Annotated in this window: 18 protein-coding genes; 13 read left to right on the plus strand and 5 right to left on the minus strand. The window is 61.2% G+C overall.

The annotated features are described in order from the left end of the window. Nucleotides 1–218 precede the first annotated feature (218 nt). The 4 genes from ABNX08_RS24100 (at nt 219) to ltrA (ABNX08_RS24115) (ending at nt 6,334) form a co-directional block, all read left to right on the plus strand. Nucleotides 219–1,220: a tripartite tricarboxylate transporter substrate binding protein gene (locus ABNX08_RS24100; RefSeq protein ID WP_022538211.1), complete on the plus strand. Its 1,002-nt coding sequence runs from the start codon at nt 219–221 to the stop codon at nt 1,218–1,220. Nucleotides 1,221–1,427: 207 nt separating this feature from the next. Next, nucleotides 1,428–2,591: a porin gene (locus ABNX08_RS24105; protein WP_022538212.1), complete on the plus strand. Its 1,164-nt coding sequence runs from the start codon at nt 1,428–1,430 to the stop codon at nt 2,589–2,591. A 359-nt stretch (nt 2,592–2,950) separates the two neighbouring features. Next, nucleotides 2,951–4,426, plus strand: coding sequence for a group II intron reverse transcriptase/maturase (ltrA, locus tag ABNX08_RS24110; RefSeq protein WP_041681499.1), 1,476 nt, complete (start codon nt 2,951–2,953; stop codon nt 4,424–4,426). 432 nt (nt 4,427–4,858) lie between these two features. Further along, nucleotides 4,859–6,334: a group II intron reverse transcriptase/maturase gene (ltrA, locus tag ABNX08_RS24115; RefSeq protein ID WP_041682010.1), complete on the plus strand. Its 1,476-nt coding sequence runs from the start codon at nt 4,859–4,861 to the stop codon at nt 6,332–6,334. A 960-nt stretch (nt 6,335–7,294) separates the two neighbouring features. Here the strand turns inward: ltrA (ABNX08_RS24115) and ABNX08_RS24120 are convergent. Continuing rightward, a complete protein-coding gene (locus ABNX08_RS24120; RefSeq protein ID WP_022538214.1) occupies nt 7,295–7,825 on the minus strand; it encodes a carboxymuconolactone decarboxylase family protein in 531 nt (176 codons plus the stop codon). Between the two features lie 67 nt (nt 7,826–7,892). Further along, on the minus strand, nt 7,893–8,942 hold the full coding sequence (locus ABNX08_RS24125) for an AraC family transcriptional regulator (protein ID WP_022538215.1): 1,050 nt from the start codon (nt 8,940–8,942) through the stop codon (nt 7,893–7,895). A 138-nt stretch (nt 8,943–9,080) separates the two neighbouring features. On the opposite strand from ABNX08_RS24125, the gene ABNX08_RS24130 reads away from it, so the two are divergent. The 7 genes from ABNX08_RS24130 (at nt 9,081) to ABNX08_RS24160 (ending at nt 16,804) form a co-directional block, all read left to right on the plus strand. Then, nucleotides 9,081–10,142, plus strand: coding sequence for a 3-keto-5-aminohexanoate cleavage protein (locus ABNX08_RS24130; RefSeq protein ID WP_022538216.1), 1,062 nt, complete (start codon nt 9,081–9,083; stop codon nt 10,140–10,142). 185 nt (nt 10,143–10,327) lie between these two features. Next, complete coding sequence (locus ABNX08_RS24135) at nt 10,328–11,299, plus strand: tripartite tricarboxylate transporter substrate binding protein (protein ID WP_022538217.1); 972 nt, start codon at nt 10,328–10,330, stop codon at nt 11,297–11,299. Nucleotides 11,300–11,345: 46 nt separating this feature from the next. After that, complete coding sequence (locus tag ABNX08_RS24140; RefSeq protein WP_349608180.1) at nt 11,346–12,371, plus strand: zinc-binding dehydrogenase; 1,026 nt, start codon at nt 11,346–11,348, stop codon at nt 12,369–12,371. After that, complete coding sequence (locus tag ABNX08_RS24145; protein WP_022538219.1) at nt 12,368–13,171, plus strand: TauD/TfdA family dioxygenase; 804 nt, start codon at nt 12,368–12,370, stop codon at nt 13,169–13,171. Before ABNX08_RS24140 ends, ABNX08_RS24145 begins: the two co-directional genes overlap by 4 nt. A 1,180-nt stretch (nt 13,172–14,351) precedes the next feature. After that, nucleotides 14,352–15,470 (plus strand): IS630 family transposase, encoded by a 1,119-nt coding sequence (locus tag ABNX08_RS24150; protein WP_374063665.1) that lies wholly within the window; start codon nt 14,352–14,354, stop codon nt 15,468–15,470. 422 nt (nt 15,471–15,892) lie between these two features. Beyond that, a complete protein-coding gene (locus tag ABNX08_RS24155) occupies nt 15,893–16,204 on the plus strand; it encodes an H-NS family nucleoid-associated regulatory protein (protein ID WP_022538220.1) in 312 nt (103 codons plus the stop codon). 84 nt (nt 16,205–16,288) lie between these two features. Continuing rightward, complete coding sequence (locus ABNX08_RS24160; RefSeq protein WP_349605993.1) at nt 16,289–16,804, plus strand: hypothetical protein; 516 nt, start codon at nt 16,289–16,291, stop codon at nt 16,802–16,804. A 97-nt stretch (nt 16,805–16,901) separates the two neighbouring features. Here the strand turns inward: ABNX08_RS24160 and ABNX08_RS24165 are convergent, their stop codons facing one another. Next, entirely contained in the window at nt 16,902–17,102 is a 201-nt protein-coding gene (locus ABNX08_RS24165) for a hypothetical protein (RefSeq protein WP_041681738.1), read from the minus strand. Nucleotides 17,103–17,424: 322 nt separating this feature from the next. Between ABNX08_RS24165 and ABNX08_RS24170 the strand changes: the two genes are divergently transcribed. Next, complete coding sequence (locus ABNX08_RS24170) at nt 17,425–17,883, plus strand: hypothetical protein (protein WP_022538223.1); 459 nt, start codon at nt 17,425–17,427, stop codon at nt 17,881–17,883. Between the two features lie 896 nt (nt 17,884–18,779). On the opposite strand, the gene ABNX08_RS24175 is transcribed toward ABNX08_RS24170, so the two are convergent. Together ABNX08_RS24175 and ABNX08_RS24180 are read right to left on the minus strand one after the other, a co-directional pair. Beyond that, nucleotides 18,780–19,658: a hypothetical protein gene (locus tag ABNX08_RS24175; RefSeq protein ID WP_041682014.1), complete on the minus strand. Its 879-nt coding sequence runs from the start codon at nt 19,656–19,658 to the stop codon at nt 18,780–18,782. Nucleotides 19,659–19,884: 226 nt separating this feature from the next. After that, complete coding sequence (locus tag ABNX08_RS24180; protein WP_022538225.1) at nt 19,885–20,259, minus strand: PHA-granule associated protein 4; 375 nt, start codon at nt 20,257–20,259, stop codon at nt 19,885–19,887. A gap of 429 nt (nt 20,260–20,688) precedes the next feature. Here ABNX08_RS24180 and ABNX08_RS24185 point away from each other — a divergent pair, with 429 nt between their 5' ends. Beyond that, nucleotides 20,689–21,051, plus strand: a complete 363-nt coding sequence (locus ABNX08_RS24185) for a metallophosphoesterase (protein WP_349605992.1) — start codon at nt 20,689–20,691, stop codon at nt 21,049–21,051. The last annotated feature ends 216 nt before the right edge of the window (nt 21,052–21,267 follow it).

Here is a 21,267-nt window from a genome sequence, read left to right on the forward strand (position 1 = left end):
TTTTGGCATGGCACCCAAACGCAAGCCCGGGAAGCGCAACGTACTGTTCCGCTTCCTGGCATAAGCGGTAAGGCCCCCGTCGCGGGTAGTCGGCCTGTGCCGTTGGCATCCTCTCTTGAAGAGGATTGCCAACACGGGAACCTGGATCGCTGAATTCCAAGTGTCGGCGCTCGTGGAGCGGTTACTGAATTACCTCACTGCATATTTGAAAGGACACGATGACTCTGCCTGACAAAATGACACTGAATACTGTACGCCGTAGTCTTGTGCGCGCCACGATGGCCGGATTGTTTGCGGCTTCGACGTCGATCGCTGTGGGCCAGCCTTTGGCAGATCGCCCTATTCGCATCATTGCCGTTGGCACGCCGGGAGCGACGGCGGATATTCTGGCGCGAGTAGTGGCCGACTCCTTGACCAAGAGCTTGGGGCAACCCGTCGTCGTGGAACCCAAGCCAGGGGCGGGTGGTGCTGTGGCCATGGAATCCTTTTTGAGAGCGCCTGCAGACGGATACACCTACCTGCTGTCCATTAGCAGCCTGGTTTCGGAGCTGCCCTACACGTTCAAGCCCAAATACGATCCGTTCACGGCGATTCGGCCACTGGTGGAACTGGGAAGCATGGGCGCGATGCTGGTGGGCAATATCAACCTGCCACCCAAGAACTTTCAGGAGTTGGTTACCTATGTGAAGGCCAACAAGGGGAGGGTCAATATCGGGTCGTTCTCGCCGGGAACGATGTCGCACATACTCGGACTCCAATTGAACCAGCTGGCGGGGCTCGACATGAACATCATCCAATACAACGGGTCCACTCCCGGATTGGTGGATGTTATGGCGGGAAACGTCCAGTTTCAGATGGATGTGCCATTGACTTCCGTGCCATTGATCAAAGCGGGAAAGCTCAGGATATTCGCCGTCAGCTCGCCCAAGCGCTCCGAATTGATGCCGGAAGTCCCGACCTTCGCCGAATTGGGGTATGAGGCGATGACACGGACCTCGTGGATGGGACTGTGGACGCTCCCTGGTGTGCCTGGCGCGATCCAGCAACGTATCCGGAGCGAAGTTTTGAAGGCGTTGAATACGCCAGAGATTGCCGCTCGGCTCTCCTCGCTGGGTCTGAGTGTGACATCCAAGAATCCGCGCACGCCCGAGGAATTGTCCATCAGCTTGAAAAAGGACTACCAGACAACGGGCGCAGTGCTTCAGGCGGTGGGCTATTAGCCGCAGCAAGCGTTTCGGCGGATTTTTCCGGCATGCGTGCAGCGTCGCTCTTCGAGAGGAGGACGCCGTGAATCAGGGCGCGTCGCCCGATGCAAACCAATGCAAAGACCGAGGAGCACAAAGTTGGGCCATATCAGCAGCAATACCACATGTTTTGATCGAACATCCCAGCCAGTTCGGCGAGGTCGAAACCGCCTCGCCGCGAACATGAAGAAGACGGGACTGGTCCTTGTCATGGCCGGCGCAGGATGCGGTACGGCGCTGGCTCAGGGCGGCGTCACGCTGTACGGCGTTGCCGACGCCGACCTCGAGTTTGCCAACCACGTGGGCTTGGCGCCAGCCCCGGCCAATGGCTACAATCCCGGCCCAGGCAACAAGGTCTACCGGATGAACTCGGGCGGCTTGTCAGGCTCGCGTTGGGGCTTGCGAGGCAGGGAAGACCTCGGCAGTGGGATGTCGTCGCTGTTCGTGCTGGAAGGCGGCTACAACGAGGACGCCGGCACCTCGCAGCAGGGCGGTCGGCTGTTCGGCCGCTCGGCGTACGTCGGCCTCGCGAGCAAAAACTATGGACAGGTGGCCTTTGGCCGGCAGTACACGTCGCTGTTCGACTCGATGTCGAACTTTGTGCCGGCGCTCTACGCCACGTCTTATGAGCCCAGCGCTTTGCTGCTGGGGCCTAACTATCGTGAAGACAACACGGTCAAGTACAAGGGCGCATTCGGTCCACTGACCGCATCGTTGCATTGGTCGTTCGGCGTCGGTCTGGCTGTGCCGCAGACCAGTCCACTGCTGGTTGCCGGTGGGGGTAACGGTGAGGTGCCTGGCCAGTTCCGTCGGAACACCGGTTATGGCGCGGGACTGTCCTATATCGCCGGCGGCATCAGCATCTCGGCAGGCTATGACCAGTTCAACCCTGCCTTCGGCAACGGCACGGGCACCTTCAAGAACGCGGCAATTGCAGGCAGCTATGCCTTTGGCAATGCCAAGGTCATGGGCGGTTATCGCTGGGGTCAGAACCGCGGAGCGAACGGCAGCATGGTCAAGCGCGACGACTACTACTGGATCGGCGGCCAATACCAGGTGACGTCGGCGCTGGGCCTGATCGCGGAGTTTGCCTACGACAATATCAAGAACCTGTTCGGCAACCAATCGATGCCCAATCCCTGGCAGATCAACCTGATCGGCACCTACTCGTTCTCGAAGCGCACCGATGTCTATCTGACGTCGGCCTATTCGAAAAATGCAGGGCTGGGACTGGATTCGCTGGCCAACGGCTTCGCCAACAGCCTTGCGCTGGGCAACAGCTATACCCTCGGCCGGGGCGAATCCAACATGCTGGGGATCGCACTGGGCGTGCGCCACAAGTTCTGAGTGCGCCGGGAGACCGGTAAGGAGTAGGTGGTGAAAGTCCACTGCGATGAAGGAATAGCGAACCACATCGGCCCCGAGCCGTGCGCAGGCCACCGTGAGGTGGTCAGCGAAGCGTCGGTAGGGGAACGTGCGGGCCAGCCATCGAGCCGCGATAGTTGTGTTGTTCCGGGTGCCGACGCGGTTCAGAACGCGGAAGGCAACATGAAGGGGCGCGTGAACGCGAGTGCCTCGACGACCCGGCGTGGTCCAAGACCCTGGCACGCACGGACGCTCTTTGCGCGGGAACCGGGAGATCTCTCGTCTGGCCAGTCGCAGCATGGCCTGGTCCGCATCGGGAAGGCGAGGAGCCGTAGCCGATGATGAACGGACGGGAGAAGTCAGACTCCGCCGTACTAGCGAGGAAGCCTGCGAACAATGCCGGGAAATCGGCTGCGGAGTGGGTGGAGCGAAGGGCGGGGACCAAGGGGAACATGGGTCAGTCCAACACGTGCCGGGCGCAGAACCGGGCAAGCGTGCCACAGGGGCTGGAACGTGTACGGCGAGCTGCAAGGCAGCGGAAGAAGGAGCGGTTCACTGCGTTGCTGCATCACGTCACTGCCGACCGGCTTCGGGAGTCGTTTTATGCGCTCAAACGCAACGCGGCTCCGGGAGTGGATGGCATGACGTGGAGGTACTACGAGGCAGGACTGGAGGAGCATCTCCAGCGTCTGCACACGCAAGTACTCAGCGGAGCGTATCGGGCGCTACCCGTTCGGCGGCAGTACATACCAAAGCCGGACGGCAAACAGCGTCCATTGGGGATTGCCGCACTGGAAGACAAAATCGTCCAGCGCGCGGTGGTTGGAGTGCTAAATGCGATCTACGAGGAAGACTTCCTCGGTTTCTCGTACGGGTTCCGACCCGGACGCAGTCAGCATGATGCGTTGGACGCGTTGGCAACGGCCATCATCCGCACCCCGGTGAACTGGATCCTAGACGCCGACATCCGGAGCTTCTTCGACTCGGTCAGTCAGGACTGGCTGGTTCGGTTCATGGAGCATCGGATCGGCGACGAGCGCGTCATTCGCCTTGTGCGGAAATGGCTCAAGGCGGGCGTTCTGGAGAATGGGGAACTGAGCGTCAGTGAAACCGGTACACCGCAGGGTTCGGTGGCTTCGCCACTGTTCGCGAACGTGTATATGCACTACGTGTTTGATCTCTGGGCCAACCGGTGGCGACGGCGGGAAGCTAAAGGCAACGTCATCATTCTGCGGTACGCGGATGATGTTGTGGTTGGCTTCGAGCACGAAGCTGACGCGCGGCGCTTCTGGGACGCGATGCGACAGAGGCTGGAGGAGTTCTCGCTTGCGCTTCACCCGGACAAGACGAGGCTACTGGAGTTTGGCCGCAACGCAGCGGCCAACCGCCAGAGTCGAGGCCTTGGCCGGCCGGAGACCTTCGCCTTCCTGGGCTTCATCTTTATCTGCGGACGATCGCGTCGCGGTGCCTTCCAGTTGCAGAGGAAGACTCGCGGTGATCGCATGCGGGCGAAGCTCAGGCAGATCAAGGAGGACCTGCGACGGCGCATGCACGACCCGATTCCTGCGCAAGGAAAATGGCTTGGGCAGGTGGTGCGCGGATACTTCGCGTACCACGCGGTACCAACGAACTCGCGAGCGCTCAGCGCGTTCCGTTACCACGTTGTTGACCTCTGGCGGCGTGCGCTCAGGCGCCGCAGCCAAAAGGATCATATGACGTGGACGCGGGTCGAGCGGATCGCGGATGCCTGGCTCCCGCAGCCTCGAATCCTTCATCCATGGCCGGACCGGCGCTTTGCCGTCAAACACCCGAGGTAGGAGCCGTATGCCCGAATCGGGCTCGTACGGATCTGTGCGGGGGGTGCTCAGTAATGGGCATTCCTACCGCGATGTGCGCCGGGAGACCGGTAAGGAGTAGGTGGTGAAAGTCCACTGCGATGAAGGAATAGCGAACCACATCGGCCCCGAGCCGTGCGCAGGCCACCGTGAGGTGGTCAGCGAAGCGTCGGTAGGGGAACGTGCGGGCCAGCCATCGAGCCGCGATAGTTGTGTTGTTCCGGGTGCCGACGCGGTTCAGAACGCGGAAGGCAACATGAAGGGGCGCGTGAACGCGAGTGCCTCGACGACCCGGCGTGGTCCAAGACCCTGGCACGCACGGACGCTCTTTGCGCGGGAACCGGGAGATCTCTCGTCTGGCCAGTCGCAGCATGGCCTGGTCCGCATCGGGAAGGCGAGGAGCCGTAGCCGATGATGAACGGACGGGAGAAGTCAGACTCCGCCGTACTAGCGAGGAAGCCTGCGAACAATGCCGGGAAATCGGCTGCGGAGTGGGTGGAGCGAAGGGCGGGGACCAAGGGGAACATGGGTCAGTCCAACACGTGCCGGGCGCAGAACCGGGCAAGCGTGCCACAGGGGCTGGAACGTGTACGGCGAGCTGCAAGGCAGCGGAAGAAGGAGCGGTTCACTGCGCTGCTGCACCACGTCACGATCGATCGCCTTAGGGAGTCGTTCTTTGCGCTCAAGCGCAATGCGGCCCCTGGGGTGGACGGCGTGACGTGGCGGTACTACGAAGCAGGACTGGAAGAACATCTCGAGCGACTGCATGCGCAAGTACAGAGCGGAGCGTACCGGGCACTACCCGTCCGGCGGCGGTACATACCGAAGCCGGACGGTAAGCAGCGCCCGTTGGGGATTGCCGCGTTGGAGGACAAGATTGTTCAACGCGCGGTGGTTGATGTGCTGAACGCGATCTACGAGGAGGATTTCCTCGGGTTCTCGTATGGGTTCCGGCCCGCGCGCAGCCAGCACGATGCGCTGGACGCGTTGGCGACGGCCATCACCAGCACCCCGGTGAACTGGATTCTGGATGCGGATATTCGGAGCTTTTTCGACTCGGTTAGCCAGGAATGGCTAGTCCGGTTCATTGAGCACCGGATCGGCGATCAACGCATCATTCGTCTTGTGCGCAAGTGGCTCAAGGCGGGCGTGCTGGAAGAGGGAGAGTTGAGCGTTAGTGAGACAGGTACCCCGCAGGGATCAGTGGCCTCACCACTGTTCGCGAACGTGTATTTGCACTACGTCTTTGACCTCTGGGCCAACCGGTGGCGACGGCGAGAAGCCAAAGGCAACGTCATCATCTTGCGATACGCAGATGATGTTGTGGTCGGCTTCGAGCACGAAGCTGACGCGCGGCGCTTCTGGGACGCGATGCGGCTGAGGTTGGAGGAGTTCTCGCTTGCGCTTCACCCGGACAAGACGAGGCTGCTGGAGTTCGGCCGCTATGCAGCGGTCAACCGCCAGCGTCGAGGCCTTGGCCGACCGGAGACCTTCGCCTTCTTGGGTTTCATCTTTATCTGCGGGCGATCGCGTCGCGGTGCTTTCCAGTTGCAGCGGAAGACCCGAGGTGATCGCATGCGGGCGAAGCTCAGGCAGATCAAGGAGGAACTGCGGCGACGCATGCACGATCCGATTCCTGTGCAAGGGAAATGGCTCAGCCAGGTGGTTCGCGGATACTTCGCGTACCACGCAGTACCTACGAACTCGCGGGCACTCGGCGCGTTCCGTTACCACGTCGTTGATCTCTGGCGGCGTGCGCTCCGGCGCCGCAGCCAAAAGGATCACATGACGTGGACGCGGGTCGAGCGGATCGCGGATGCCTGGCTCCCACCACCTCGAATCCTTCACCCGTGGCCCGACCGGCGTTTTGCCGTCAAACACCCAAGGTAGGAGCCCGGTGCCCGAATTGGGCACGCCGGGATCTGTGCGGGGGGTGCTCAGTAATGAGCATTCCTACCGCGATGTGCGCCGGGAGACCGGCAGTGGATAGCCCCTGGAATGGCGCACTCGTCAGGGGAAATGTGCAAGGGCCGCTGCCTGCTCCGCAGAAAATTATCCGGCGCGATGCCCGGCCGGCCCCCCTTGATATCGCCCTCGTACATCTGTGCGAACAGAAACACTGCCGTTGCTTGCCGCAGCTACGCGCGTCGTGTCGCAAATTGGTAAGTCAATGTCCTGGCCAGATATGCGTGGCAGCGTGGAACGCCAGATACTTGTCGACCAGAAAGTCGGACAGTGACAGCGAGAGCGTCCTCTTGGGACTGCGGCGCAATACATCTGCGTTCCGCACGACTTGACGTCACCACTACCGGAGATTCCGGAATCTGCTGCGGACCACAAACGGCAAAGCCGATGAGCGTGACCCGAAAGGGCGGTTTCTTTAACAACCAAAAAACCGATAAGTGTGGGCACTTGATAGCGAATGCGAAAGACTTCGGTCTGTCCGCTCAAAAGTCATCAGTGCTCACACAGCAAAACGCGACTAGATTTTCGGATTTGGTCAGTGGGTGTTCCGAGCTTAGGGGGCCGCTCGAAAGAGCGAGCAGTTGACTCACGCGTCGCCTGACCGGGACCGACACCGAAAGGTCGCCCTTCGGGGGTAATGCATCAACTACCGTCGTTCCCGCGTAGGCGGGAAGCCAGTGACTTCAAACGACGCTGGATTCCCGCCTGCGCGGGAATGACAGTAGTGGTTGATACCTTAACTGAACGGCATTACCGCCCTTCGGGGAGTTTGACGGGTGGATGAAGCTGTCCATGGCGTCAGCCGGCAGCCCATCCACCTGACTGGAGTCAGGATCGGGACAAGGCCGGCAAGAGCATTTATTCCCTGCCGCGCCGGCAAGCCACTCAGCGGGCTTCAGGTTCGAGTTCGCAATCGAGCGAGTTGACGATGCGCGCTACCCCACAATAGAACGCGCCGGTCGCGAGCAGTTCCATCAGGTGCTTCTCTCCGAAACGCTCCAGCAAGGCCTTCATGGTCGGCGCGCTCGCGCCGCTGGCATGCGTCAGGTCGTCCGCGAGCTGTAGCACCAGGGCTTCGTCAGCGTCGAACAGCGCGCCATCCCGCCCGTCCGGCAATGCGGCCAGCTGCGCCGGCGTGACGCCTTCGGCCCGCGCCATATGCACGTGGTGTCCGTATTCGTACCCGGATTCGTGCCGCAAGGCGATCTGCACGATCAGCAGCTCGCGCAGCTTGCGCGAGACGGACAGGTCGTTGCGAAGGCCGCGCGAGCAAGGCGCCCACGCCTTGGCGAGTGCGGGGGACCAGGCCATCATCCGCCAGACGTTTAGCACCGTGCCTTGCTGCTTCATCTTCTCGAAGACGTCCTTCAGTTCGGGGTCCACGGTGTCCGTATCGACCATCCTCATGCGTGCCATGCTCTTGCCTCCATCAGTTTTCAGTGTCCCGCGACAAGCGAAATTATGACGATTGGCCGGTCGGCTGCTATTGATCAGCGGTCACATAAACTTGTTCTTTTGTCTCACGCTGGCGCGCCCGCCGGGATTGAATGAAGCTGGTGTCGAAGCTGGCGTGGAACCAGTGCGCAAAGGCGCTGGCTGAGGAGAAACCGAGCATCGAGGCCGCGTCTTCCAGCGAATGGTCGCTGTCGTCGCGCAGCGTCATCGCCCGCTCGCGGCGGACGGAATCCAGCACCGACTTGAACTGCCCGCCTTCGAGGCTCAGGTGCCGGTGCAGGGTCTGCCGACTGACACCCAGGTGCTGCGCAACCTTGTCGGCCGTGCAACGGCCGCTGCCCAATAAGGCCGCGATCAGGTGGCGCACGGTTTCCTTGCACCCCGGCTTGCGTTGGCTGAGTGAGGAGTCCATGAAGCGGCGCGCGAAACTCGCGAGCCCGGTCTGCGTCGAGGTCAGTGCACGGGTCATGTCGCTTGCCGCGCAGACGATTCCGTTGAAGTCGCCGTTGAACTCGAGGCGCTTGCCGAGGAAGGAACGGTGAAAGCTCAGATCCCGTGGCGGCCGATGGGTGAAGCAAACCATACGAGGCTCCCATTTGGGCCCCAGAAGGTCGCGCAGCACCTGGAACATCACGCCGACCGTCAGCTCCATCGCCTGGCGCGTCGGGACCGACTTGCCCAATATCAATTCCTCGCGGATGACGACAACGTCGTCTTCTTCATCCACCCGGGCTAGCAGAGCGTCGCTGAGCACACGGTTGTAGCCCAGCAGCGTCTTGACCGCTCTCAGCGCCGTGCTCTCCTGCTTGATCACGAGGCTGACGGGGCCGAGTTCCCAGATATGGCGGCGGCTGGCCAGCCTGAGGCCGAACGCCTCCATGTCCGAGGTTTGCGCGCAGTGGTTCAGCAAGCGGCATACCGCCTCCATGCCGATCAGGGTCTCGCTGTCGTCGAGACACCGGCGCGGCAGGCCCGCCTTGCGCATCATCGCCAAGGGGTCGAGTCCAGCCGACTGCGCCAGATCGGCGAAGCCTGTCAGGCTGGCACTTCGAATGAGGTGGGGCTGGTCGGTGGACATTTTCAAAAGTTTTTGATCCGTTACATCTAATCAATTCTACGCGACAACGGATCAATTCTGCCGAGGCGGCGACCCGCATCATAGCTACCAGCGCGCGGCCTGCCTTCGCAGACTCCGCAGCCTACAAAGGAGAACACCATGCACTTCCTCGACGGGGCCCTGCTGCCCGAAAACCAGGAAAAACTTGTCATCACCGCCGCGCCTTATGGCCCGCAATGGGAGCCGGGCGACTTTCCCTCCGACATCCCGGTCACGATCGAGGAACAGGTGCAGAAGGCGGTGGACTGCTACAACGCCGGCGCCACCGTGCTCCATTTCCATGCTCGCGAGGACGATGGTTCTGGCTGCAAGAACCTCGACCGCTTCAACGAGCTGCTATCGCGCCTGAAGCAGGCGGTGCCCGACATGATCATCCAGGTCGGCGGCTCGATCTCGTTCGCACCGGTCGAGGAAGGCGCGCCCGCCGAGTGGCTGAGCGACGAGACGCGTCACATGCTGGCGCGCCTGAAGCCGACGCCCGAGCAGGTCACCGTGGCAGTCAACACCGGCCAGATGAACACGGTTGAGATCATGACCCCTGAGGACTGCGCGGGAACCTCGTTCGAGCGCAAGGCGGTCTACGACGCCTATGAGGAGATGATCGTTCCGGCAGGGCCCGCCTGGTTGCGCGAACACCTCGCCCAATTGGCGGCCAACGGCATCCAGCCGCACTTCCAGATCACCATGAAATCAGGCCTCGTCACCCTCGAGCGCCTGATCCGGCGTGGCCTCTACAAGGGGCCGCTCAATGTGAATTGGGTCGCGCTCAGCGGCGGCTTCGACAACCCGGACCCCTACAGCATGATGGAGTTCATTCGCCTTCTCCCCGATGGGTCGACGCTCACACTGGAATCGCTGATGCGCGCCACCCTGCCGGTCAACACCATGGCGATCGCCATGGGCCTGCACGTGCGCTGCGGGATCGAGGACACGATCTGGGGGCCCACCGGCGAGCCGATGTCCAGCGTAAAGCAGATCGAACAACTGGTGCGCATCTCGCACGAACTGGGACGGGGTGTCGCCTCGGCCCAGGAAGCGCGCGCCATCTTCAAGATCGGCACGCAGTACCAGACGACCGAGCAGACGCTCGCCGAGTTGCGTTATCCCACCGCTCGCCGTCCGGTCAGGCCGGCGCTGGCCGAACGCAAGGTGGCGCGATAAGCGACGCACGACAGTCCGCAGCGCCGACACTGCTGCCGGTTCCCGGTCTGCGCCACGAGGCACCGGGCCACTGGCCAGCCTGCAGCGAACGCACTGGTCGGCGAGCTGGCGCTGCACGCGTCGATGCCTGGAGTTAGATCGTCCGCAGTTCACCGCGTCGTGTGAAAAAAACCGAGGAGATATCCATGAATGCTAGCCTTGCGTCTTGTCGTTTCGCGCTCGGCGCGTTGTTGCTGGCCTGCTCATCGCTGGCCCAGGCCTGGCCCGAGCGGGCCATCAAGATCATCGTCCCCGCGCCTGCCGGCGGAAACATGGACGCGCCGGCTCGCCTCTTTGCCAGCTATTTGTCCAAGGAGGTTGGCCAACCTGTCATCATTGAAAACAAGGCGGGCGCCGGAGGCTCAATCGGCGTGCAGGCGATGCTGAACGCGCCTGCCGACGGCCATGTCATCCTATACACCAGCTCGAACGTGCTCACCGAAATACCGCACGTCATGAAGCCCCCCTACGACCCGATGAAGGACGTGCGGCCGGTGGCGGCGCTCACCCAGTACCGTTACGTGCTGGTCGTTGCGCAGGACTACCCCGCAAATGACCTGGCCGGCATGGCGCGGCAACTCAAGGCTGCGCCGGACAAGAGCAGCTTTGCTTCCCCGAGTCCCGGAACGATCGCGCAGCGCGGAGGTGAGATGCTCAATCTCAAACTCGGCGTGAACATGCAGCACGTGCCATATTCGGGTACTCCGCCCGCGCTGCTCGCGGTGATGTCCAATCAGGTCACGATGTGTCTGGACAGTGTCGTGACCTCGGGACCCCATCTGCAGAGCGGCAAAATCAAAGCGCTGGCCATCGCGGGCACCACCCGCTACCCCGGCATGCCGCAGGTTCCGACCTTCGCTGAACAGGGTTTTCAGGAGTTCAATGATTTCAGCAGCTGGCAGGGCATCGCGGTATCTCCCAAGGTGCCAACAGCCGTTGTCGAAAAGCTCTACGCCGTCACGCGCCGCATCGCGGGTCTGGCGCCGTTCCGCGACCAGGTCGCCAAGCTGAGATTCGAGCCAATCATGCCCGAATCGCCGCAGCAATTCGCGCAGCGCCTGCAGTCGGACTACGACCACTTCGACGCGCTGAACCGCAAATTGACCCTGAAGCAGTAAGACCTGACAAAACCTTGATGGAAATGATCCAGCGATGAAAGCAGCCATGATTATTCCGGGCCCGCAAGGCGGCCACCTGGAAATCCGCGAGATTCCCCGCCCGACGCCGGGTCCCGGCCAAGTGGTGGTGCAGGTGATGGCCTCGGGCCTGAACCGGGGCGAACTGATCCGGGTAGGGGAAGCGAAAAACGGCGGCCCGATACTGGCCGGCATCGAGTTCGCCGGCATGGTCAGCGAGGTCGGACCCGATGTGCACAGCGTGCGTGAAGGCGACCGCGTCACCGGCCACGGCTGGGGCGGCCAGTCCGAGTATGTGCTGGCCGCGGCGCGCGCGCTGATCCCGATCCCGGCCACGCTGTCCTGGGTCGAGGCGGCGGCATTCCCCAACGTGTTCATCAGCGCGCACGACGCGCTCGTCACCAACGGCGAGTTCCATTCCGGCCAATCCGTGCTGGTAAATGCCGCCACCGGTGGCATGGGACTGGCCGCCGTCCAACTCGCCGCCCAACTCGGCGCCAGCCAGGTCATCGCCACCTCGCGTTCGGCGGCCAAGCTGGCGCGGCTGCGTGAATACGGCGCGACCCACACCATCGATGCCTCGCAGTCGGACACCGTGCAGGCCGTGAAGGACGTCACCGACGGCCGCGGCGTGGACGTGATCATCGACTCGCTGGGCGGCGCGGTGTTCGACACCAACCTGAAATGCCTGGCCGTGCGCGGCCGGCTAGTCATCATCGCGCGGATGAGCGGCGTCGATACCGCCCAGGTCGACATCAAGCATATGTGGGTCAATCGGCTGAAGCTTGTCGGGACCACCTTCCGCACCCGTACCGAGCAAGAACGGCTCGCCTTGATCGAAGCGTGCGCGCGCGATGTGCTGCCGCTGCTGCACGAGAATCGCCTCAAGATGCCGGTCGACCGCCTGTTCGCACTTGACGACATCGCACAGGCCCACGCCTACATGGCAACCAACCAGCACTTCGGAAAAATCGTCCTGGCCGTCCACAAGAGTGTGATGGCGGCCGCCGCGCCAATCACCATGTCGCAGACTGCGACGAAGGAGCTTGCATGACCATAAGGATCACACCACTCACCGGCTCGATCGGTGCCTCGGTCGAAGGCGTTTCGCTCTCGGAGCCCTTGACCGACGAACGGTTCGAGCAACTGAGCAAGGCATTCCTGCAGCACTGCGTGCTGGTGTTCCGCGAGCAGCCGCTCAAGCCCGCGGCTCAGCTGGATTTCATCCGTCACTGGGGCGAGCCGGTCGTTCCGGCCTTGCTGTCCAAGCTGCGGCTCGATGAGTATCCCGAAGTGGTCCAGATCCGAACGGCGCCGAAGGAGCTGATTTCGACCGAGGCCTGGCACTACGATGCGCCGCACACGCCCGTGCCGCCCAAGATCACCATGCTCAGCGCGCAGGTGGTGCCGGTGGGTGGCGACACGATGTGGTGCAACCAATATCTCGCCTACGATAGGCTGACTCCCGTCATGCAACGCATGCTGCAAGACTTGCGCGTCCATTTCCGCGCCGTGCGGCTGGCCCGCTCCCAAGGCGTGTGCGAGTCGGATGTGCCCTCCGCCGTGCATCCGATGGTGCGCACGCATCCGGAGACCGGCCGCAAGGCGCTCTACATCGGGCATCCGGACAATGTGATGGGCATTGAGGGCATGACGGAGGCCGAAGCCCGGCCCTTGCTGAACTTCCTATATGAGCACAGCACGCAGCCGGACAACATCTACCGCCACATGTGGCGCGTCGGCGATGCGCTGATGTGGGATAACCGGTGCACCATGCACTATGCGGTCCACGACTACGGCAACCACGAGCGCCTTTTGAACCGGGTCACCCTAAAGGGCGAAGTGCCCGCTTGAAAAGTAATGCCGTTCAGTTAAGTCCTTTCCGAGGTACCGGACGGTGTAGAGCTTAGGCAGGGCTTTGACCACACGGGGGCAAATACGCCCCCGTCGTTTTTGTACGATCGCCAACTGAAATTTGGCGCGCATGCGCTGCCGGCAGCTTGCCTGGGGCCATGCCGGCTGCCCAGATCAGTTCACCCTGTATCAGGCGCAGAGCTCGTTTTGATTTCCCAACGGCGGCGGTAGCACGCAAGGATATCGGTGGGCTTGAAGCGTCGACGGTCCGTCAATCACGGTCAACAGGATGCGATCTGAGTCCTTGTCTCGAATCGCACGAGCTGTCCAGCTCATTGGCAAGGCCGGATTCTTGGTCCGCGCCTGAGTCAAGACCTTCATCTGGACGATGCCATCGTCGTCGCTGCCTGAGAGCAGCGGGGCTAAGAGCGACGTCGTCGCGCATTATTCCTTGATGAAGTTCTCGGCCATCCCGCAGCTTCGCTCATCCGTGACGAACTTCTTTTCACTTTCTCACTGGACGACCGACGTTGGCCGATGAAGCGATTTGAGTCGCTCGCCAGCGAAAGTCGTAAGCTTCCGGGACCCGACGTTCCAACGACCAAGGGATCGGACGGTCTACGGCGCTTCATGGCCAGCTGCTGCGGCTTCGTTCCCTCCCCGACTCGCAAACGCGTGGACCGGATCCACGTGACGCCGGCGTTGCAAGGGCGTGGCATAAGGTTCGATAACGTTGTGCTTATCGCGTGCTCCCCACGCGAAGGGGGCGGGCTTGGTGATCTTGTATCCGAGACAGCCACGCGCGGAAGGCAAGGAAGCGTACCCGGATGCCAGAACTGCAGCCGTTGAAAGCGCAGTGACCCGCGGTGGCGGTGGCGACGGCTAAGGTGCAACGAATTGGGCCGCAAAGGGCGACTTGCGTCTACGATGCAAGCCATCGGTCGGTCGATGCCAAGACTGCTAAGCTCCTCTGCTGATGTCACAAGGCCTTTGGGGGGGGCAAAATTCCGTCTTGCGGCCCAATTTGTTGCACCTTAGGTCATTCCTGCGTAGCTGGCTTGTCTAGCCGCTTATTCGTCTCTCCAACGCTGGCTTGTGGCGAAACAAGTCGGCCGGCGGCCCCGAGGCGCTAGTGTAGCGTTCTGTTCTTGATGGAACTTATATGAATTCGGCGTCTCCAATGCCCTACTGCGATACAGCGTGGAGAGAGCGAGTGCGAGTTGCCCCCGAGATCATGTTGACCGACGAGGAGCGAACCAAGTTGACGAGGCTGGTTCGGTCGAAGCTCACGAGCGTGAGGCTGGCGCAGCGCGCGCGCATTGTGCTGCTGGCCGCCAACGGATTGCAGAACAAGGACATCGCCGAGCAGTTGGGAGTCGGACGCGTGCAGGTCTCGCGTTGGCGTGAGCGGTATGCGCAATCGGGGCTGGCCGGTATCGAACGCGACTTGCCGCGCGGTGCGCCGCCGGTGAAGGTGGACACGGCGCGGCTGGTGGAGCTGACCACTCAAACGAAGCCCGTGGCGGCCACGCACTGGAGCACGCGCAAGATGGCCGCCGAGTTGGGCGTGAGCGCCAGCACCGTCATGCGCCATTGGCACGCCCACGGGTTGAAGCCGCACATCGTGCGCGGCTTCAAGGTCTCGCGCGATCCGCGGTTCGTCGAGAAGCTTGAAGACATCGTTGGCCTCTACATGTCGCCACCCGAGCACGCGCTGGTGCTGTGCTGCGATGAGAAGAGCCAGGTGCAGGCGCTGGATCGCACGCAGCCCGGCTTGCCGTTGAAGAAGGGACGTGCGGCCACCATGACGCACGACTACAAGCGCAACGGCACGACCACGCTGTTTGCCGCGCTCAACGTGCTCGATGGCCAGGTCATCGCCCAGTGCCAGCAGCGCCACCGCCATACCGAGTGGCTGAAGTTCCTGCGCAAGATCGACCGCGAGACGCCCAAGGACAAAACGCTGCATCTGATCGCCGACAACTACGCCACCCACAAGCATCCTGCGGTGCAAGACTGGCTGGCCAAGCATCCGCGCATCAACATGCACTTCACGCCCACCTCGGCGTCATGGCTGAACATGGTCGAGCGGTTCTTTCGCGACATCACGACCGAGCGACTTCGCCGCGGCGTATTCACCAGCGTGCCGGAACTGGTCGACGCCATCAACGAGTACATCGCTCACCACAACACCAACCCCAAGCCGTTCATCTGGACCAAGAGCGCTCGCGACATCCTACAGAAGGTCATTCGCGCCAACCGCCGCTTAAGTTCCAAACAGAATGGAACATTGCACTAGTGCGGACCTGTCCGGCGCGCGAGGAGGGAGGCCATGCGGGGACGTCGCCCGGCGCCGCACGACGGACTTAGCGTCCGTGTCGAGCACCGAATACGAGCCAATAAGTGAGCTCTTCTTGCTCGGAACCTGGTACTCCCCAACGTTGCCTGGGGCGTTTGCAATCCAATACCCGCCCCAAGTGTTCACGACGGTCTTACCGAGAGCACCACACTGACTCTCATAGCGCTGGCGCCATTCCGCTTTGCGCTCACCGCGCTAAAATCTTCATCGATAATGTGCTCGGAGTACGGCTTGATTCAGGTGGCATTACATCGATTTTTTCCATTGTGTGCTCATAATGACAGGGTGAAAAGAATTTTGCGTCTAAGCTTGATTAGCTTTAGACTATCTTCTCTCATCCCTCGACTGGAAAGGAAACTCGCATGGCATCCTATAAGGAACTCATGTCCCAGAAGCAGGCCCTCGAAGCCCAACTGGAAGAGGTACGCGCTAATGAAGTAGCGGGCGTCATCGAGAGGATTCAGACTCTGATGGCGGAGTATGGCTTGACGGTCGAAGACATTTCCAAGCGCCGTCGCGGCCGTCCCGCGGGCAGCGGTGCAAACAAGTCGAAGTCGGAACTGCCCCCTAAGTACCGTGACCCCAAGACCGGGAACACTTGGTCCGGCCGTGGTCGCCAACCGGCTTGGCTTGGTAAGAACCCAAAAAGATTCCTGATTGAGGCAGAAGCCTAAGCCTAGGCTTCTGCAACTCGCTGCAGAATGGAATTCTGCCCCTGCCCGCAAATGCAGGGGTTTTGCATTTTTGAGAGCAGCATCATGTCCCTTGAAGCGATTCACGCCGAGATCATGCTTGCCCGGCCATACCTGATTCCTCGCGAACGCACGGACAAAGGGATAAGGAATGGGTACTCTTATTGGCTTCAGGCTCCGCCCAGCAAGGAGCTTCGAGTCATCCGCCTTTCGGAGGAGGGTGGCACCTATGAGCTCGTGCGTTCGGCCAGCGAGCGCAAGGCACGAGAGAGAGTACGGCAGCGTTTCACCGGCTCAGTAGCCGACCTCCTGGTCATCATCGACGAGCAGGTGGAAATCATCCGAAAAGACGAACGCCAGTCACTTTCCCCGCCTGATCCAAGCGGACAGGGACTGGATGCAATGGTTCGCATCGAGCCGCTCGGCTGTCGAGCCCATGAACATGCGTGCCAGTACCGAGGGGATGCTGAGGTGCTACGTGGTAAGTCTTTGGCTCAATCGCAACGCGCAGTCGGCGATAACCGACGTGGCCAAGAAGGCAGTCTTTTCCACCGACCAGTCACTGTAGCGGTAAGGCTTTGACTTTGCCCGATGCAATCGGTGATCCGCGGCATTCGTCGTCAAGGATTCTTCGCGACAAATAGAGCAAAACGTGAAGGGCCCTCAATATCGAGCAGCGTTACGCAATACGGCGCACGGCTTCAAGCATGGAATACCCTTGACTCGTCAAGCGAGGGTGGGCATTAGGGCTGCCGTGGCCATGCTCCATCGTCACCAGTTTGTGGACCAGCAAGCCGTCTAACTGCTCCGGCTCGAGATCGTCGATGTCTTGCGCATCGCCAAGCAGTAGCAGCGCGGTGATTTCATGCGGACTGAGCATGTCAGGCTCCTTTGTCGGGGGACGGAAAAAGGAACTACGACTGCTGGTCCGTGGACGGAGTTCCACGGAGGATGACAGGAACAACACTGAGTGAACTCGGTGCGAGGACGCGCTGAGTATGCGCACACCGAGCATTGACACTAAACGCTCTTGTCCCCGGTATCAAGCTCTACGTGTGCTGCAATGCAGCGGAGCGAAGCTGAAACACATCGGATCGTTGGTTGATGTTTCAGCCGTTTGGCAACCCCACGGTGAGCGCCGGATCACTGCAGATCGTGACAAAGGTTATACTCCGCGCTCCAACGAATAACGGATAATCAACATGGTCGCAGCAACCAAAGCAACGACGCCGACGAGCGCGGTTACCAAAAGGAAGCCTGTCGCAAAGAAGTTGACGGCACCGACGAAGAAGGCGAGCGTGCTCGCACGTGAAGCCCAGGCAGCGAAAAAGCGCTTGCTGAAACTGCGCGCCGACACGAAGAAGGCCATTGAAGCTGCAAAGCGTGAGGTCGTGAAAGCCACTGAAGCCGCAAAGTCCGCAGCGCGGTTTGAGAAGCAAGCCGCAAAGGACAAGCTCGCGGCGAAAAAAGCGAAGACTGCAGGCGCCAAGAAGGCATCAGGCAAAGCTGCCGCCACGAAGGTCGCCCCGAAAAAGGCTGCCGGTAGCAACGCCGCCGCGACTGCTGTGCCGAAGAAGGCTGCGGTGAAATCCGTGACGAAGAAACGAGCCCCGGCGAAGAAAGTGGCACAGACCGTCGCGACACCCGAAGCTTCGGCGTGATCTTTTGCCTCGAGGACTGAGTCGGCCTTCGGAGGCAGGATGGGCGCTCACCGGCGCCCAGTTTTGATCGCCCCGGACAGGCCGCACTGAGCTTCGGCCTGTTCTTTACCCTCTAGCAGCATCCCGCCTCTAGCTCTTACTTCGTTAGTGCTACGGTTCCATACCGTTGAAGTTGTGCGCGACTCACGAGAGGCTCACCCAGCACGCCCCAATATCTTGATCCCCCGTTTTTCGACCCGCTAGCCGTTGACCACCTGAATACATTTGGCTGGGCAATCGTCGCCGCTCCGCAGCTCAGACACACGCTTTGACTGCGCGCCGTGGCAAGCAGCAACGTGCCGCGCCATGAGGTCAACTCCGCATGCCGAGCGCTAGACCCATGCCCATGACATCGGTCTGCGACTGTGCGTACCCATTTCTGCGAACCGTGAAGAGGAACGTCTCCTGATAATGTGGGCCTTGCGTGCCGCTGCGCGGCCAGTTAATCGGCGTGGAGCAGGCCATGCATCAGTTCAGAGATTCTCTATTCCTTTGCGTTGCGAGGTTTGGCAAGCGACCCAGGCACTGTCTCGTCGAGCAAGAATGACCGACCGCTCGGTTGGCGCGCCAACATGATGACTGGTCGCGGGAGCAACTTCAGCGTGGTCATGTGACAACACGTGGTGGCTGCGCAGGCGCTTGAAATTGCCGATCACTGCCGTCCCCAGGACACGGATGGTCGACGCGGCGCGCGGAGCGAGGGATTGCGTGCCCCTGGGGGCTTGGCGGATACTGAAGCTGGGCACTTGACAACGGGTGCCCGATTTCTTCTTGGAAGTTCCACGGCTCTCTTCGGCGAGGTGGAGAGCATTCTTTATGTGCCCTGCGAGTGCGTGCAAATGCGAAAAACCGAAACGTTACCGCGTACGGATGTAGGCCTCGAAGAGACCCGCGTGCAGGCCGCGTAAGTCCTTTCGCCGTTCCAGCAAATCATGCTGGCGGCCTTGGCGCTCAAGGGTCAACAACTCCAGCATGATCCGCAATCCCTGTTCGGGTAATGTGCCCGTCGAGAACTCAGACGCGCGTAAGAGGCCAGCAAGTCCGGGTTTTTCGGTCATGGCCCAGGCGGGAAACCAGCAAAGATCCTCGGTTGTGCCGTCACCGTCGAAATTCGCATCGAACCGCCGGCGCAGCGCCAGCAATGACGAATCACCGAGCGTTTGTATGAGCGCGCCGAGCTTCTTCGGGGATAGCCAAGCAAGCTCGGCCAAGAGCGGCCATGCCGGGTCAAGCCCCTGTAGCCGGTAGACCGTCTCGGCCATCCAGGCGAGGGGAGTTGGAATTCGTCGCCATGACCCGATTCGCTTGATGCTGTCACATGCCGCAGTCCACTCCGCAGCGCGCATCCATAGGGGTGCCGAATGCCATTCGGGCATCTCCCGGTGAAACGGCAATTGAGAGGCGGCCCGGGCGACAGCACGCCACAGCGGTAGGCACCAAGCCATGCCCGCTACGTCGCCGAACGCTCGGCGCGCTGCCAGCATGCTCGGCAAACACCACACTTCGCAGGTGTCGCGCAGTGCCGTGTGAGTCGCGAAGTGTTCGTGGACGGGAGCCTCCAGCACGCATACAAGTGTCTCCAGGGTCGGCACAAGCGCGTCGTCTGGATATTCCGCGACCAGGCGCTGCAGTGCTTCACGCCCGGCGGCGGCATTGCGTTGCTCAAGCGCTGTGAGCACGTCGTTGCGAAGCATGACATCGCGGCTATCTTCAAAAAGATCGAGCTGATTCGTCACGGCGTTCCCGTTGGTAGTCAGATTGCGCCCCTGCAGGACCGGCCCGACATCGCCGGGCACAACAAGTCTTCAGGGATGGTAGCTGCTGCCACGACGACGGGCAATCCGCAACCGGCCAACCATATCTCTACGAGATAAGCGCTACCCGAGGGCGGCCAGGCAAATCAAGGCGCGACTCGCGGCGCTGATTCTGTTTTGGACTTCAGGATGGCTGCATGGCAATGCTTTATTCCGTCCATACAGCATCGACATCCCTCGTTAGATGTCCAGCGAGGATGTAGTCTCCGAGCTTCTCCGCTTTTCCCTCCAGGCGCTCCAAGTCAGCCACTGGTAGCATGCCGAGCTCAAATTGGCAGTAAAGATTGCGCTGACGGAACGTCAACTTTGGACGATTCAGTCCGGCAACGAGTACAGCGGGCGAGCTGACGGCAATACTCTCATGGCCGCGATACTGGACACGTATGCCAAGCTTTTCGCCCAGCCTGGCCAGCTCAATCGCATCCTGCCATCCTGATTCGTAGTCCAAATCCACGACCGTGACGCCCTCTGTTTCCAGGAGCTTTAGTGCCTCGCCTTTGGTCGCAGCCAGAGCTGTCGCCATTGCCGCCTCCCTGCTAGTAGGACCCGTGACGATTCGCGCGCTTCTACGGCCCAGATTTATATTGCATAGCAACATTGTAAACGGGGAAGGGGCTACTTCGTCAGGTCTTGTCGTCCAGCGTGCGGTTTTCACTTAAGAAGCTGTACTGGTGGATGGAGTAACCTTGCGCGGGCACAGTCGCGGTTACGCATTCGACAGAACTTCTAATCAGGTAAATTGGCGATCATTCAAGAAGAACGTGGTCATAGAGGGTGCCATTTTGCGAGCGGAGCTTGCACGATTCGTCAAGTGCGACTCCACGAGGCCGTAGGGAGCGCGGTGGCCCAGGCCGTGGCCTAGGTGGGTGGCTGATCGTATACCCGCCAGCCGCCAACGCTCACGTCATCGATTCGCCTGTTCCACTCAAACTAAGTCACACCCCAACGTCCGATGTCTGCAGGCCATGTCTTCATTTGCGGCGACCCCCATGGTGAGTTCGGCCCGCTGATCGAAAGCGTCCACCGTCACTGCCCCGAGGCGGTGGTGCTCGCTGGCGACATTCAGGCCAGGCGTCCACTGGATGAAGAGCTCGCCAGCATCCTTCCCCTGACGCAGGTGTGGTGGATTCCTGGCAATCACGACACCGACAGCGATGCCGACTACGACAACCTTTTCGGCTCGGGCCTGGCCGACCGGAACCTGGATTGGGAGGGTGGTCACGATCGCAGGCCTTCGGATTGCCGGGCTAGGGGGGATTTTTCGCGGCCAGGTCTGGATGCCGCCCGAACCATCGCGCGTAGAGCGCGCCACTGACTATCTGGCCAAATGTGGGAAGGGGAATTACTGGCGGGGTGGTCTGCCGCGGCGCCATCGCAGCACGATCTTCCCGCAGACCTACAACGCGCTATTGAGTCAGCATGCGGATGTCCTGGTCAGCCACGAGGCTCCGGCTTGTCACCCACACGGGTTCGAGGCGATTGACATGCTCATCGAAACAATGAGAGTGAAACGAGCGTTCCACGGCCATCA

Origin of the sequence: Cupriavidus sp. DF5525 (genome assembly GCF_040149425.2) — a bacterium.
In the GTDB taxonomy this organism is placed as follows: Bacteria; Pseudomonadota; Gammaproteobacteria; order Burkholderiales; family Burkholderiaceae; genus Cupriavidus; species Cupriavidus pickettii_A.